This is a genomic window from Gordonia otitidis NBRC 100426 (genome assembly GCF_000248075.1).
Lineage (GTDB): Bacteria > Actinomycetota > Actinomycetes > Mycobacteriales > Mycobacteriaceae > Gordonia > Gordonia otitidis.
In genome coordinates, this window is record NZ_BAFB01000029.1 from 1 (window position 1) to 14,781 (window position 14,781).

The following is a 14,781-nucleotide window of genomic DNA, read 5'->3' on the forward strand; positions in this document are numbered from 1 at the left end:
AGATTCGACGCCGAGGCGCTGACGATCGCTCCCGGTACGTTGCCGCGGGCGATCGAGGTGAAGGCGATCGACGACTGGACCGTCGACGGCACCAGGGTCAGGTACAACAGGCCGGTGTAGAGGTCGTGACCGATCGTCGGTTCGACGATCGGTCGGAGCGCCAACCCGACGAGCGGAAAGACAAGGAAGGTGAACGCGAGGATCGTCAGGTGCAGACGCCAGTGCGCAAGCCCGTTGAGTGCCTCCCGCGGGTGCAGTCGCGCGCCGTACAGGAAGAACAGGAAGCCGATGGCGATCGTGACCGCCCAGTCGAGCACCTCGGCGAAGGTGCCGCGTGCGGGGAAGAAGGCCGCCACGACGACCGCTGCGAGAATCGCCAGGACAAAACCGTCGATCGGGGACCGGGCGAGGAGTCGGCGCAGCACGTCCTATGGGGTCGGTGCGTGATTGTCGGGGCGTGCGTGATTGTCGGGGCGTCCCGGTGTGGCCGCGGCATTCGCCGTGGGCGCGCCAGCATCAGCCGACGACGCAGCGGGACCGCTCGACGCGACTGCGTCGTCGGTGGAGCACATGCCGCGCAGCGTGCACGACGCGCAACTGTCGGTGCCGCAGTCTGCGGCGGGGTCGGCGGGCGCAGCCGGGGATGTCTGGGCGTGCTCCTCGCCGGTAGCGCTGTGATCGGCTGAGCAGCAACTGCAGCCCGCATCCTCGGCTGGGGCGACGGCGTCGGCCGCACGCACGGCATAGCCGCTGACCGCGCCGACCAGCAGAATGCCCGCCAGGAGTGCGATCAGCCCGAACACCACAGACCACGCACTGTCGACGGCCAGTGTCAGTGCGCCACCGGCGATCAAGATGACCGCGGCGCCGAGTGTTCCGGGTGCCGCGATGCGGTTCGCCAGTGCGAATGCCTCGGGTGAAGCCATCGTCGAGTCGGTACGAACCCCGAAGTAGCGGTTGCGTGGGAGACGGCCGACCAGGCCGGTCGCTCCCACGATCAGCCACACCAGGGCCAACGCACAGACGCATACCGAGACCACGATCGACACCACTTGCACCCGATCACCATACTTTTCCCGTCCACCCGACGTCGATTTCAGGGCAGCCGAAGCCACGATTTACCCTGGTGAGGTGAGCACCGCCGACATCTCCACCCCCGAGGGCGCCGCCAATCCGGCGAGCACCGACCCAGCTTCCGCGACGCCGGGGCACCGCTACACCGCTCGACTCGCGGGCGAGATCGAGGAGCGCTGGCAGCGCGAGTGGACGCAGCGCCGCGCCTTCGAGGCGCCCAACCCGGTCGGACCGCTCGCCGGCGACATGAGCGCCTTCGACGGCAGCGGGCCCGACGCTCCCGACAAGCTGTTCGTCCAGGACATGTTCCCGTATCCGTCCGGATCGGGACTGCACGTCGGGCACCCGCTCGGGTTCATCGCCAGCGACGTCTTCGCCCGGTTCCAGCGCATGACGGGCGCCAACGTGCTGCACACGATGGGTTTCGACTCGTTCGGTCTTCCGGCTGAGCAGTACGCGGTGCAGACCGGTACCCATCCGCGTACCACCACCGAGGCCAACATCGAGCGTTACCTCGGCCAGATCCGACGCCTCGGCCTCGGACACGACGAGCGTCGTCGTATCGCGACGACCGACGTCTCGTTCTACCGATGGACACAGTGGATCTTCCTGCAGATCTACAACGCCTGGTACGACGACGAGGCGGGCAAGGCGCGTCGTATCGACGAGCTGATCGCCGAGTTCGACAGCGGCACACGCACACTCGACGACGGTAGGGTATGGGCCAACCTGTCCGCGACAGAGAAGTCCGACGTCGTCGACTCGTATCGTCTTGTCTACCTCAGTGATTCGTTGGTCAACTGGGCGCCCGGTCTGGGCACGGTGCTGGCCAACGAGGAGGTCACCGCCGACGGTCGCAGCGACCGCGGCAACTTCCCGGTGTTCCGCAAGCACCTGCGGCAGTGGATGATGCGCATCACCGCCTACTCCGACCGCCTGCTCGACGACCTCGAGTTGCTGGACTGGCCGGAGAAGGTCAAGACCATGCAGCGCAACTGGATCGGACGTTCTCGCGGTGCACAGGTGCAGTTCCCCGTGCCGGGAGTCCCGGCGCAGGCCGACGGCGATGCGGTCATCGAGGTCTTCACAACCCGACCCGACACCCTCTTCGGCGCCACCTACATGGTGCTCGCGCCCGAGCACCCATTGGTCGACGCTCTCACCGCCGACGCCTGGCCCGACGGTGTCGACACTCGCTGGACGTACTCCGCGGACTCGCCCGCAGCGGCAATCGAGAACTACCGCGCGTCGATCGCCGCGAAGTCGGATCTCGAGCGCCAGGAGAACAAGGAGAAGACAGGCGTCTTCACCGGCTCGTACGCGACGAATCCGGTGAACGGAGAACAGGTTCCGGTGTTCGTCGCGGACTACGTCCTGATGGGCTACGGCACCGGCGCGATCATGGCCGTGCCCGCGCACGACTCGCGCGACTACGAGTTCGCCACGGTCTTCGGGCTGCCGATCGTGGAGGTCATCGGATCCGAGCAGGGCGTCGCAGAGCAGGCCTACGTCGGTGACGGCCCGCTGGTGAACTCGGGCTTCCTCGACGGCAAGAACGTCGAGGACGCGAAGGCTGTCATAGTCGAATGGCTCGAGAACCAGGGCAAGGGCAAGGGAACCGTACAGTACAAGCTCCGCGACTGGCTGTTTGCGCGACAGCGGTACTGGGGCGAGCCGTTCCCGATCGTCTACGACGAGGACGGTCGCGCACACGCACTGCCGGAATCGATGCTGCCGGTAGAGCTTCCGGAGGTCGAGGACTACGCTCCCGTCGCGTTCGATCCCGACGACGCCGACAGCGAACCCAGCCCGCCGCTGGCGAAGGCAACCGACTGGATAAACGTCGAACTCGATCTCGGCGACGGACCCAAGATGTACAAGCGGGACGCGAACGTCATGCCGCAGTGGGCTGGAAGCTCGTGGTATCAGTTGCGCTACATCGACCCGACGAACGAAGCAGAGTTCTGCGCCAAGGAGAACGAGGCCTATTGGATGGGTCCGCGGCCGGAGCTGCACGGACTCAGCGATCCGGGCGGACTCGACCTCTACATCGGCGGAGTCGAGCATGCCGTGCTGCACCTGCTGTACTCACGTTTCTGGCACAAGGTGCTCTTCGACCTAGGGTACGTCACGAGTAGCGAGCCGTACCGAAAGCTGTTCAACCAGGGCATGATCCAGGCGTATGCGTTCACCGATTCGCGCGGCATCTATGTGCCCGCCGACGAGGTGACCGAACTCGATGGCGAGTTCTTCTACAACGGCGAGAAGGTCACCCAGGAGTACGGCAAGATGGGCAAGTCGCTGAAGAACTCGGTGACACCCGACGACATCGCCGCCGAGTACGGTGCGGATACGCTGCGGCTCTACGAGATGTTCATGGGTCCGCTCGATCAGTCGAGGCCGTGGGCGACGAAGGACGTCGTCGGCCTCCAGCGATTCCTGCAACGCGTGTGGCGCCTCGTCGTCGACGAGGAATCAGGCGAGGTGCGGGTTGCCGACATCGATCCCGACGACGAGACACTTCGCCTGTTGCACAAGACGATTGCCGAGGTTCGCGAGGACTACAACGGTCTTCGAGACAACATCGCCGTCGCCGCACTGACCAAACTGACGAGCCATCTGACGAAGCGCTATCCCGACGGCGCTCCCCGTGACACGGTAGAGCAGGTCGTGCTCATGCTGGCGCCGCTCGCACCGCATATCTCCGAGGAGTTGTGGTCACGTCTCGGGCATGACGAGCTGCTGGTACGCGGACCGTTCCCCGTCGCCGATGAGCGGTATCTCGTCGACGACACCATCGAAATCCCGATCCAGGTCAAGGGCAAGGTGCGCAGCCGCATCACCGTCCCCGCCGACGCCGACGAAGCGACCATTCGCGGAGCAGCCCTCGACGACGACAAGGTCGTCGCGCTGCTCGACGGCCAACCGCCGCGCAAGGTGATCGTCGTACCCGGACGGATGGTGAACATCGTTCCGTGATCGCCGACGATGGCGCGACGCCCGGTGATGGTGGCTCGAAAGACGATGAGTCCCGCGACGGTGCACCCGCTGACAACAACCCGCGCGACAACGTGCGCGGGCAGTCGGGTCCGGCCCGTGTCGGAGAGTTCCTCAGTCGCGCCGACCGCACGCCGTCGCTCATCCGGGCCGCACAGCTGCCAAGGAAGCTGACGCCCGAAACGGTTCCCGAGCTCGATCTCTCGCGCCCCACCCGACTGTCGGACCGCATGGAGCGGCTGCTGACCGGTGCTGACCGGTCGCCGAGCGCCTCGCGTGAGCTCGCCCTCACGGTGGTGAAGGTGTGGCAGGCCCTCGTCGACCGCAGATCTGCGAACAGCCCGCACACCGGCGACGTGACGGTCGTGTTCACCGATCTCGTCGGATTCTCGTCGTGGGCGCTACGTGCCGGTGACGACAGCGTGCTGTCGCTGATCGGTGAGGTGAATCGCGTGAGCAGCGAGATCGTGGCCGCGCACAGGGGTCGGATCGTCAAGTCGCTCGGCGACGGCGTCATGGCAGTGTTCCCCGACGCGGGTGATGCCATTCTCGCCGCATTCGAACTGTGCGGCGCCGTCAGCGCGATCACCCACGATGACTACCGTGCGCAGCTGCGCGCCGGAGTGCACACCGGAACTCCGCGTCAGGTCGGTGACGACTACCTCGGCGTCGACGTGAATATCGCGGCACGCGTCGCCGATGCCGCCGGAACCGGCAAGGTGCTCGCCACCAGTGATGCGCTGCAGTCGGCAGAAGGCCTCCAATTGCTCAGCCGCAAGCGGCGTTTCAAGGCGAAGGGCACGCCCCGCGACCTCGAAGTGTTCGCAGTAGTGCCGCTTCTCGACGAATGAGCGGGCCGTCAGAGGCAGAGCTCGTCACTTCGGTGGCAGCGATCGTGCGTACCCGGCACCCAGGCTGACCCACTTCTCGAGCTGACGCTTGATGCGGATGCCCTCGGCCGAGACCCGCAACCAGCCACGCGTCTCCCGGCCCGACATGACCACCGGAGCGGTGTGCGCCGCGCTCAAGTAGGCGTCGGTCTCGTCCGGCGGCACGCGCACCATCAGTCCACCGTGCCCGCTCGCCGCAACAGCCATGTTGCCGTCGACCAAGAACGCGAGACCGCCGAACATCGCCTTCTCTCCGACGCCGCTCTCACCAGACAGCAACTCGCGGATGCGGTGGGCGAGGTCGTCGTCGTAGACCATGTGGCCAGCGTAAACGGTCTCCAGGCTGCACGGAGCGGTACTGCTGACCGACGACGCCCCGCGGGACCGGCACGCAGTTACGGTGGGGGCTGGAAATCAATCTTACCGCGCAGTAAGATACCGGCATGGCAATCAACCTCGAGCTCCCCCAGAAGCTCGCCCCGGTCACCGAGCAGGCGCACCTCGCCGCCGAGCACATCTTCCGGCCCATCTCGCGCACGTACGACAAGGCCGAGCACACCTACCCGCAGGAGCTCGACGAGCTGGGCAAGCTCGCTCGCGAGGCCACGCGCAAGGGTCGCGAATCCGATGCCGCAGACAAGTCGTCGGCAAAGAAGTCCGACGTCGTCAACGGCGGCAACATGCGGGCCGTGCTGCACGGCGTCGAAATGGGCTGGGGCGACGTCGCGCTCATGCTGTCGATCCCGTACCAAGGTCTGGGTAACGCAGCGATCGCCGCGGTCGCCAACCCTGAGCAGCTCGAGAAGTTCAAGGACGTCTGGGCGTCGATGGCCATCACAGAGCCGAGCTTCGGCTCCGATTCGGCTGCGGTCAGTACCACCGCGACGCTCGACGGCGACGACTACGTCATCAACGGAGAGAAGATCTTCGTGACCGCTGGGTCACGCGCCGACCACGTCGTCGTCTGGGCGACGGTCGACAAGTCTGCGGGTCGCGCGGCCATCAAGAGCTTCGTGGTGCCGATGACCACCGAGGGCGTCTCGGTGGTGCGTCTCGAGCACAAGCTCGGTATCCGTGCCTCCGACACCGCGGTTCTCCGCTTCGAGGACGCACGTGTCCCCGCCGAGAATCTGCTCGGCTCACCGGAAGTCGACACCAAGAAGGCCTTCGCCGGCGTGATGCAGACCTTCGACAACACCCGCCCGCTCGTCGCGGCCATGGCGATCGGACTCGGCCGGGCTGCGCTCGAGGAGCTGCGCACTGTCATCGAGGGCGCGGGCCTCGAGATCGACTACGATCAGCCCGCCGCCAACCAGGCTGCCGCCGTGCACGACTTCATCCGCCTCGAATCCGATTGGGAGGCTTCGTGGTTGCTGGCCATCCGCGCCGCATGGATGGCCGACAACAAGCAGCCGAACTCCACCGAGGCGTCGATGTCCAAGGCCAAGGCCGGGCGTATGGTCACCGAGTTGACCAACAAGGCTGTCGAGATCGGCGGAACCGTGGGCTATTCGGAGGTAGGCCTACTCGAGAAGTGGGCCCGCGACTCCAAGATCCTCGACATCTTCGAGGGCACACAGCAGATCCAACAGCTGATCATCGCGCGCCGCGTGCTCGGCAAGTCGAGCAGCGAGCTGAAGTAGGTTCCGCCGCAGGCTCGACGCCGATTGCTCGCCGCAGCAGCGGCGTCGAGGGTTCTCGCCGCGTAACTACGATGCGCGGCAGAGGAATCCGCGGATCAGCATGGCCTCGTGGTCGCTCAGGACACCGATATCGGCAGTGGCTGCCCACTGCTCGAGGTCGCCCGCGTCTCTTCCCGTGCAGTGCATTGTGGGGGCGGACCCATCTGACAGCGGACGGGCGAGACCGAGGTGTCGGTTTCAGCGATGAATGTCGAGGCCGGAGGAATCGCGAACGCCACCATCTACGAGCGGGTCGACTGATACTTTGTCTCCAAAGTAGAACACGTTCTAGAATCGGAGACGTAGATGACCGTCGAGCAGGACCAGACCGAGCTGTCGAGCAGGATCGACGCCACCGTGCAGGCGTACATCGACCTGCTCACCAATGGGACCGCCGAGCAGATCGCCGATCTCTTCGCGGCAGACGCCACCGTCGAGGACCCGATCGGCGCCGACATCCGCGACACCCGCGAGCAACTCGTCGAGTTCTACGGGATCATCACCGGGATGGACGAGCACGTCGCGACCCTGAACTGGAAGAAGATCGCCGGTGACACCGCGGTCTTCGAGTTCACGCTGGTCACCGGTACCGCCGACATGCGCTTCGAGATCACGCCGATCGACATCATGGTCTTCGACGCCGACGGCAAGATCTCCTCGATGCGCGCGGTGTGGGAGCCCAGCGACCTCAAGCAGCTGTAGGAGGTCATGCCCGACCGGTCGGGCGCAGCACAATCTCTGTCGGGTGGGCGTCTGCCGGCGTCTGGATCGCCGTGACCACCGCGCCCGCCACGGTCGAGGGCGTCAAGAACTTCGACCCGTCGTAGTCGTCGCCCTCGATCGCGACCAACTCGCGTTGCATGTCGGTGTCGATGCGGCCGGGGAACACTGACGTCACACGCAGTGACGGCTCCTCACCGCGTAGCGCGTCAGCGAGGGCGCGCAACCCGAACTTGCTCGCCGCGTAGGCGCCCCAACCGGGATTGGCACGTATTCCGGCGCCCGAGTTGATGAACACCACGTGACCCCGCGCTGCGCGCAGTGCGGGCAGCAGCGTGCGTGTCACCTCCGCGGCGGCCACCAGGTTGACCTCGAGCACGTGCCGCCACTCGTCGGCAGTCGTCTCCGCGACGGGGGACAGCGTCGAACCGACACCCGCGCTGTGCACGAGAACATCCAACGACCCGATCGCTGCCGCTGCGGAGGCCACCGCGTCGTGGTCGGTGAGTTCGACGGCGAAGGTCGTCGCATCGAGCTCTGCGGCAAGTGCATCGAGCGTGTCCGACGGCCTGCCGCCCAGTACGAGAGAGTGCGTCGGTGCGAGCTGTCGGGCGATGGCGGCGCCGAGGCCGCGGCTGGCGCCGGTGATCAATGCGGTTGGCATGGTTTCAACCGTACGGCTGTCGACACCGTCGGCTCGAGTGTCGCAGCCCGCGACCTCGCGCGGCGAGGACCGACCAGGCAGTGCAGAATCAACGCGTGGCCAGGTACGGATTCACCCCAACGCAGTTGTCGGCACGAGCCGCGTATCTGCTCCGCGGAAACGATCTGGGCACGATGACGAGCGCGGCACCCCGTCTGTACCCACACATGTGGAGTTGGGATGCGGCGTTCGTGACGGTCGGTCTGGCGCCGTTGAGTGTCGAGCGTGCGGTCATCGAGATGGACACGCTGCTTTCCGCGCAGTGGTCGAACGGCATGATCCCGCACATCGTCTTCGCCAATGGACGCGACGGATACTTTCCCGGCCCGGGACGCTGGGAGTGTGCGCGCCTGGCCGAGTGCGCCCCCGACTACCCCGAGACCTCCGGCATCACACAGCCGCCCGTGCATGCGATCGCAGTGCAACGCATCCTGGATCACTCTCGGCGACATGGCCGTTCGACGCGGGCAGTCGCCAACGAGTTCATCGATCGACGCTGGGGCGCTCTCGTGCGGTGGCACCGGTGGCTCGCGCATGCCCGCGATCCGCTCGGGCGCGGCCGCATCACCATCTACCACGGCTGGGAATCGGGCATGGACAACTCACCGCGGTGGGACGGCCCGTACTCGCGTGTGGTCCCCGGTGAGGATCTGCCGCCCTACACCCGCGCCGACCTCGAACACGTCGCCGACCTGTCGATGCGACCGACCGATCTCGAATACGACCGCTACATCTGGCTCGTCGAGGAGATGAAACGCGCCCACTACGACGACGCCGTGCTGCCCAAGGTCATAGACTTCATGGTCGAGGACGTCTTCGTCAGCGCGATCTTCTCCGTCGCATGCGATGTGCTCGCGACGATCGGGGAGGACTACTCCAAGCCGCGTTCGGACGTCCGTGATTTGCGTGCCTGGTCTGACCGTTTCAAGGCCGGTGTCGTCGCGGCGGCGAACGATCGCCACGGCGCTGCGCGTGACTATGACCTCCGGGCCGGGCAGTGGATCAACTCCGAGACCATCGCGGTATTCGCGCCGCTGCTGAGCGGCGGACTCTCGCGCGATCGCGAACGGGCACTTCTCCGACTCTTCGACGGCCCGCGGTTCTGCGGCCACCCGGACCTGAGGTTCACCGTTCCCCCGTCGACGTCGCCGATCTCAGCGGACTTCCGTCCGCGCGAGTACTGGCGAGGCCCCGTCTGGCCGGTGATGACGTGGCTGTTCAGTTGGGCCTTCGCACGTCGCGGCTGGACCGAACGCTCGGCGCGACTGCGCGAGGAGGGTCTTCGCCAGGCGACCGACGGCGCGTTCGCCGAGTACTACGAGCCGTTCACCGGCGAGGCGTTGGGCAGTATGCAACAGAGCTGGACCGCGGCAAGCGTCCTCGACTGGCTCGACTGAGAATCGACCTCCTCCGGAGGACACCCGTACCGCAGATACGACAATGCCCGCCGATCCAAGTGGATCGACGGGCACTGCGGATTCGGGAGCGCTGTCTGTTCGGGGAGGTCGACTCAGAATTCCTCGGCGCCGACCAGGGCGGCGTCCTCGTCGACGTGGTGCGACTCGGCCTTCTTCGACTTCACGAATCCGACGGCGATCACAGCGACGGCGCAGTAGCCGACGGCGAACCAGAACGGGGCGGAGGGGGCGAACCACTCTGCGAGGTAGGCCACGAGCACAGCCGACGCCGCGCCACCCATCCAGCGTAGGAAGCTGTAACCGGCACTGGCCACCGACCGTGGCTTGTTCGGGTCGGCCGACGACATCGCGACACCGGTGAACAGCGTGTTCAGGATGCCCGACGGCAGGCCGGAGAGCACGATCGCCAGGCCGGTCAGCCAGACCTGGTCGGTGGCGACACCGACGGCAGCGAGCGCCATCACGATGCCGTAGCCGGCGATGGCGGTCATCACGCCGCCACGTTGGCCGATCTTCTCGGCGAGTTTCGGCCCGACGAACACGCCCGACAGAGCAGTCAACAGGCCCCATCCGAAGAACACGATGCCCGCGGGAATGGGCTTGAGTCCCATGGCAAGTGGTGCATAGGCGATGACGGTGAACAGTGCGCCGGTGTAGAAGGCCGAGCCGATCGAGGTCAACAACAGCGTGCGGTTACGCAGCGCCTTGAGTGGATCGACGATGCTGACCGACACCCGTTCGCTGCGCGGACCGTCGGAGGGGAGCATGAACGCACACAGAACGGCACCGATGAGCATCAGAACCGCGGTACCGGCAAACGGTGCACGCCAGGTCCATGCGCCGAGCAGCGCGCCGAGCAGCGGTCCGACCGCCAGACCGACGCCGAGCGCGGCCTCGTACAACAGGATCGCGCCGTGCTGACCGCCCTTGGCAGCACCGACGATGAAGGCCAGAGCCGTTGCCATGAACAGCGCGTTGCCCAGACCCCAGAAGACGCGCATGGCGATCAGGTGGTCGATGTTGCCCGCGAAGGTGGAGATCCCGGCGGCGAGCACGATCAGCACGAGCCCGACGGTCAGGGTGCGCTTCGGGCCGTACCGGTAGGCGGCCCACCCGGTGATGAGCATCGCGATCACCTGGACGCCGAGGTACACGGCGAACAGCAGCGTCAGTTTCGACGGCGGCGCGTTCAACTCCTCACGAATGGTGTTGAGAATCGGATCGACCAGACCGATACCCATGAAGGCGATGACGGCTGCGAATGCCGTCACCCACACAGCACGTGGCTGGCCTTTGAAGGCCTCGGCGAGTGAGTGATGTTCCTCTTCTGCCGGCAGCGTCGGCTTCTCTGTTGTGTGCTTCTCCGTAGTGGTTGTCACGTCTACCTCGTGTTCATCTCGAGTAGTGGTTGATACGAATGTCGTCGAGCGAGAACGGCTACTTTTCCCCGGCGAGGGATGTGGTCCCCTCGAGTTCGGCGTGCAGCGCCCGCAAGGCGGGGGCTGCCGCTGCCAGTCGGTCGCGGTCGTCGTCGGAGAGTCGTTCGAGTGCGGCGGCAAGAGCGTCCTCGCGTTGCCCGCGAACCCGCTCGAGAACCTCGTGCCCGTGCTCGGTCAGCGCAACCAGCACGGCGCGACGGTCCTCCGGATCGGGAGCGCGGACGACGAGCCCGTTCTTGCAGAGGCCGTCGACGAGTGCGGTGGCCGTGGGCATTCGGATGGACTCGCGCTCGGCGAGTTCACCCATCCGCATCGGCTCGTGGTCGACGATCGTGGCCAGTGCCGACGCCTGAGCAGCGGTGTACTCGGGGATCGGGGTGTGCCGACGCAGTGCCAGGTAGAGCCGCGTCACGGATGGGCGGAGCGCTCTGGCGATGTCTGCGGTCTTCTCGGTCACGTTTAGTAAGTCTAATACTTAGGCTTATGAAATAAAAGCGGGGAAGGTAGCCTGATCGTGTGACTCGTGACACGAAGAAGTCCTCGAAGCTCTCACCGGCCAAGCGGGTGGCTGTCAGCGTCGCCGCCGTGGCCCAGTTCGCGCTGCAGGGCTACGCGCTACGTGATCTCAAGAAGCGTCAGCCCGATCATGTCCGCGGCCCCAAGAAGCTCTGGGCTGCAGCGAGTTTCATCAACTTCGTCGGACCGATCGCTTATCTGGCGGTCGGGCGGAAGTAGTCACCGAACGATCTGCTTGCCGCGCGGTCGCGGTGCGCCGCAACTACACTCACCGCGCATGGCCGTCCCGACATCGCCCGAGCCCGGCGTCTTCGCACCCGATGACGTCAGCGGACTCGCAGACTTCTACCGTGCCAACGGCTTCGCGACGATCCGCGGACTACTCGACGAGTCGTCGACCATCGCCATCGAGCAGGAGTGCGTCGACGCCCAGCAGCGCGTGGTCGCGGGAGAGCTCCCCGAGCGTCACGGGTCGACGGTCTTCCTCGACGACGTCGCCAAGGCAGAGAGGTTCGCCAACTACGTCGAGTTCGTCAACGAGCTGTCGCCCGCACTGCGCGCCACCCTTGCCGATGCGCGTCTCCTGGCGGCGGTCCGCGCGGTGATCGGCGACAGCGCGTGGCTGCGGGAGAGCAACGGTTTCGGTGTCGTCTACCAGGACGCACGTCCGGGACGGGAGTCCGGCTACTCACGAATCGGCTGGCACTCCGATTGGCAGGCCAGTCCCAGTATGGACATCTGGCCGTCGACGGCCTTCACGATCCACATCGACGCCACATCACCTGCCAACGGGTTCCTGCGCGTGGTACCCGGCAGCCACCTGTGGGCAACACCTGCGCCGTACCGAAACGTCAACAACGTCGACGTTCCTGACACCGCGCAGCCTGCGCGTGGTTGGACCGACACCCCGCCTCCATTCGAGATGCCGCTCGGCTTCGAGAAGGTACCTGGCGAGATCGGTGTGTATCTCGAGCGCGGCGACATCCTGCTGCACGACGCCTATCTCTGGCATTCCGCCGCACGGGCAACCGACGACGACACCACGCGCCGACATGTGCGGGGTGGCTTCTTCGCTGGGAGCAAGCCAGCGATCGGCACGCCCGACGAGTTCGTCAAGAACGCCGCGCGCTGAGGGGAGCTGGTCGCCTGAACCCTCCCCGCTCAGAACCGCCCGCCGACGCCGATGCGCCCCGAACTCGACGATCCGCCGAACGAGCCGGGGCTGCGCCCGCCGCCGCTGGTGTATCCGCCACCCCCGAAGCCCCCACCGAAACCACCGCCGTAGCCCCCGCCGCGCATCGATCCGCGCAGGAAGCTATCCACGAGAATTCCACCGAGCACTGCGCCCGCCGCCGAGCCGCCACCCGAGCGCGGCTGCTGACTCTGCTGCCAGCTCACCACATCGCCCTGGGCCGCCATGAGGGCCTGGTCGGCCAGCGAACCTGCTCGACGTGCCGCGTCCGTGGCGCCGGTCGGATCGCTCTGCGCTGTCGTGTTGGCCGTCTCGAGCAGCCGCTGCGCCTCGGCGAGACGCGTACGTGCAGTGGAGCCGATGGCTCCGCGTCGGGTCGCCACGAAGTCCGACGCCGCCGTGACCTTGGCCTGAGCGTTGGTCAGTGCGGCGGTGAGCACTTCGGTACGACGCTGACGCTGGGCCGACGTATCGCGTGCCGCGTCGAGAGCGCGATCGAGGTCGGCGTCGGCGTCCACGAGTGCGGTGAACGCGCCGAGTAGGTCGCCGTGTTCTCGAGACGCCCCATCGTCGTCGCCTTCCGAGCCCGGCGTACCGGCCGCTTCCGACTTGGCGCGGGCGAGTGCCGTGGTGGCCGACGCCACCGCGGTCGCCAACGCCGATCCACCGTCGAGAGACAATCCGGCGGCCTCCTGCAGTTCGCCCTCCACTTCTGCGATCAGTGCCGGCAACTGCGTATGGGCGGCGGTGATGTTCGCGTCGGCGTTGTCGATCGCGTCGAGCAGTTTGTCGGCCTGTGCGATCGCCCCCTCGGCCGAGCGGATGGCGGCAACCGCCGCACCCTGCTCGCCGACGGGGCGCGCGATCGCTGCACGGCCCTGGTCGGCGCTGCTCTCGGCGAATCCGATCTCCTGGGCTGCGAGATCGACGTTGTGCTCGATCGAGCTGAGGGTGGGAGCACCGTACTTCTGCGTGAGCGACGTCAACCGGGTCGCGGCACCCTCGAGTCGGGCACGCAACGCCACAAGCTGTTGCGTGATCTGCTCGAAGCGACTGTCAGCGTTGATCAACAGGTTGCGCATCTCGTCGAACGCCGACACCTGCTCGTCGAGTGCGGCGTCGACGTCGGTGCAGGTGGTGATGATCTGCACCAGCATCGAGCGCTGCTCGTCAGGGGTCTCGGGGATGTCGTCGTCGAGTCGCTGTCGAAGTGAGAAGGAGGTCGCGAGTCCACGTTTCGCGGCGTCGAGTGCTTGCGTGAACGGTGCGGTCTGTGCCGGACCGAACTCGTCGACGGCCAGTCGGAGCTCCTCCTCACTGGTGCGGATCGCGTTGTCGGTGTCGGTGAGCACTTCCCGTGACCACGGCTCGAGAACCTCGATCGGTTGTGACAGCAGTTCGTCGCCGGTCAATTCCTGCCCGCGGACAGTCTCGAGTTGGGACTCGAACTTCTGCTTTCGGCGACGTCGTGAGTACAGGTAGGCGCCGCCCCCGCCGACGACGACCACGCCACCGACGACGCCCGCGGTGATCGCCCCTGCGTGCGACGGTGTCAGCGCCGAGCCGAGGCCGTTCGCGGCACCCACTGCCGCACCAGCCCAATCCGACCGTTTGAGTGCAGGCACGATGTTGTCCTGCGCGATCGAGTCGAGAGTGGACCGATCGAGTCCGTCGACCGAGTCGGGCGCGTCGAACCGGTAGGCGCGGTCGTCGGTGGCGACGGCGAGCAGGACGTCGTGCTCGCCGAGGTCGCTCATCTGCACGGTCTGGCTGCCCCACTGTTCACTGCTCATGCCGTTGAACGTCTTGACGTAGACAACCCACAGCTGCACGCCGTGGTCGCTGAAGAGCGTCTCGGCCGCTTGCTGGACGCGGTCGCGATCCGACGTCGAGAGCGCATCGGCTGGGTCGTTCACCTGGGCGGGTAGCCGCATGGGTGCTTCGGCACGAGCGGTGGCGGTCAGCGACGTCGCGGCGAGGCCGAACATCAGCAGAGCACCGACGATGAGCACGCGGACAAGGCGGGTTACCGTGTTCGGTTGGCTGTTCTTTCCAGATGCGGACCGTCTGAGCATGACATCAAATCTAGGCGGTCGATCACCATCCGCGGACCGCTGCCACACGCCGGGCACCGACAAGTCGTTCGTTCG

At 66.3% G+C, this 14,781-nt stretch carries 14 protein-coding genes; 7 read left to right on the top strand and 7 right to left on the bottom strand.

The window, feature by feature from the left end; genetic code table 11:
- Together GOOTI_RS03050 and GOOTI_RS03055 are read right to left on the bottom strand one after the other, a co-directional pair.
- Nucleotides 1-422 (bottom strand): bile acid:sodium symporter (locus tag GOOTI_RS03050; protein WP_039993239.1); only part of this gene is annotated, 422 nt, incomplete at its 3' end.
- A gap of 6 nt (nt 423-428) precedes the next feature.
- The gene (locus tag GOOTI_RS03055) at nt 429-1,058 is read right to left on the bottom strand and encodes an SdpI family protein (protein WP_007237088.1); all 630 of its coding nucleotides are present in this window, start codon (nt 1,056-1,058) and stop codon (nt 429-431) included.
- An 88-nt stretch (nt 1,059-1,146) separates the two neighbouring features.
- Here GOOTI_RS03055 and leuS point away from each other — a divergent pair, with 88 nt between their 5' ends.
- Both leuS and GOOTI_RS03065 read left to right on the top strand, forming a co-directional pair.
- On the top strand, nt 1,147-4,053 hold the full coding sequence (gene leuS / locus GOOTI_RS03060) for a leucine--tRNA ligase (RefSeq protein WP_233425407.1): 2,907 nt from the start codon (nt 1,147-1,149) through the stop codon (nt 4,051-4,053).
- Nucleotides 4,050-4,922 carry an adenylate/guanylate cyclase domain-containing protein gene (locus GOOTI_RS03065; protein ID WP_007237090.1) on the top strand — a complete coding sequence of 291 codons (873 nt, stop codon included), beginning with the start codon at nt 4,050-4,052 and terminating at the stop codon, nt 4,920-4,922. The genes leuS and GOOTI_RS03065 overlap by 4 nt, the downstream gene beginning before the upstream one ends.
- 24 nt (nt 4,923-4,946) lie before the next feature.
- Here GOOTI_RS03065 and GOOTI_RS03070 read toward each other — a convergent pair whose 3' ends face one another.
- Entirely contained in the window at nt 4,947-5,279 is a 333-nt protein-coding gene (locus GOOTI_RS03070; protein WP_007237091.1) for a TfoX/Sxy family protein, read from the bottom strand.
- A gap of 125 nt (nt 5,280-5,404) precedes the next feature.
- On the opposite strand from GOOTI_RS03070, the gene GOOTI_RS03075 reads away from it, so the two are divergent.
- Together GOOTI_RS03075 and GOOTI_RS03080 are read left to right on the top strand one after the other, a co-directional pair.
- On the top strand, nt 5,405-6,604 hold the full coding sequence (locus GOOTI_RS03075) for an acyl-CoA dehydrogenase family protein (RefSeq protein WP_007237092.1): 1,200 nt from the start codon (nt 5,405-5,407) through the stop codon (nt 6,602-6,604).
- Nucleotides 6,605-6,949: 345 nt separating this feature from the next.
- Nucleotides 6,950-7,345: a nuclear transport factor 2 family protein gene (locus GOOTI_RS03080; RefSeq protein WP_007237093.1), complete on the top strand. Its 396-nt coding sequence runs from the start codon at nt 6,950-6,952 to the stop codon at nt 7,343-7,345.
- Between the two features lie 4 nt (nt 7,346-7,349).
- On the opposite strand, the gene GOOTI_RS03085 is transcribed toward GOOTI_RS03080, so the two are convergent.
- Nucleotides 7,350-8,027 (bottom strand): SDR family oxidoreductase, encoded by a 678-nt coding sequence (locus tag GOOTI_RS03085; RefSeq protein WP_007237094.1) that lies wholly within the window; start codon nt 8,025-8,027, stop codon nt 7,350-7,352.
- Nucleotides 8,028-8,122: 95 nt separating this feature from the next.
- On the opposite strand from GOOTI_RS03085, the gene ggh reads away from it, so the two are divergent.
- The gene (gene ggh, locus GOOTI_RS03090) at nt 8,123-9,463 is read left to right on the top strand and encodes a glucosylglycerate hydrolase (RefSeq protein WP_039993244.1); all 1,341 of its coding nucleotides are present in this window, start codon (nt 8,123-8,125) and stop codon (nt 9,461-9,463) included.
- A 113-nt stretch (nt 9,464-9,576) separates the two neighbouring features.
- Here ggh and GOOTI_RS03095 read toward each other — a convergent pair whose 3' ends face one another.
- On the bottom strand, nt 9,577-10,863 hold the full coding sequence (locus tag GOOTI_RS03095; RefSeq protein ID WP_007237096.1) for an MFS transporter: 1,287 nt from the start codon (nt 10,861-10,863) through the stop codon (nt 9,577-9,579).
- Nucleotides 10,864-10,921: 58 nt separating this feature from the next.
- Nucleotides 10,922-11,380, bottom strand: a complete 459-nt coding sequence (locus GOOTI_RS03100) for a MarR family winged helix-turn-helix transcriptional regulator (protein ID WP_007237097.1) — start codon at nt 11,378-11,380, stop codon at nt 10,922-10,924.
- Between the two features lie 59 nt (nt 11,381-11,439).
- On the opposite strand from GOOTI_RS03100, the gene GOOTI_RS03105 reads away from it, so the two are divergent.
- Together GOOTI_RS03105 and GOOTI_RS03110 are read left to right on the top strand one after the other, a co-directional pair.
- Nucleotides 11,440-11,658: a hypothetical protein gene (locus GOOTI_RS03105; protein WP_007237098.1), complete on the top strand. Its 219-nt coding sequence runs from the start codon at nt 11,440-11,442 to the stop codon at nt 11,656-11,658.
- A gap of 58 nt (nt 11,659-11,716) precedes the next feature.
- Nucleotides 11,717-12,571 (top strand): phytanoyl-CoA dioxygenase family protein, encoded by an 855-nt coding sequence (locus tag GOOTI_RS03110; RefSeq protein ID WP_007237099.1) that lies wholly within the window; start codon nt 11,717-11,719, stop codon nt 12,569-12,571.
- Nucleotides 12,572-12,600: 29 nt separating this feature from the next.
- Here GOOTI_RS03110 and GOOTI_RS03115 read toward each other — a convergent pair whose 3' ends face one another.
- The gene (locus GOOTI_RS03115) at nt 12,601-14,619 is read right to left on the bottom strand and encodes a TPM domain-containing protein (RefSeq protein WP_233425408.1); all 2,019 of its coding nucleotides are present in this window, start codon (nt 14,617-14,619) and stop codon (nt 12,601-12,603) included.
- Nucleotides 14,620-14,781: the final 162 nt, after the last annotated feature.

Coding starts and splice junctions, on each gene's coding strand:
- GOOTI_RS03070 (WP_007237091.1), bottom strand. CDS start 5,279: ATGGTCTACGACGACGACCTCGCCCACCGCATCCGCGAGTTGCTGTCT.
- GOOTI_RS03075 (WP_007237092.1), top strand. CDS start 5,405: ATGGCAATCAACCTCGAGCTCCCCCAGAAGCTCGCCCCGGTCACCGAG.
- GOOTI_RS03080 (WP_007237093.1), top strand. CDS start 6,950: ATGACCGTCGAGCAGGACCAGACCGAGCTGTCGAGCAGGATCGACGCC.
- GOOTI_RS03085 (WP_007237094.1), bottom strand. CDS start 8,027: ATGCCAACCGCATTGATCACCGGCGCCAGCCGCGGCCTCGGCGCCGCC.
- GOOTI_RS03110 (WP_007237099.1), top strand. CDS start 11,717: ATGGCCGTCCCGACATCGCCCGAGCCCGGCGTCTTCGCACCCGATGAC.
- GOOTI_RS03115 (WP_233425408.1), bottom strand. CDS start 14,619: ATGTTCGGCCTCGCCGCGACGTCGCTGACCGCCACCGCTCGTGCCGAA.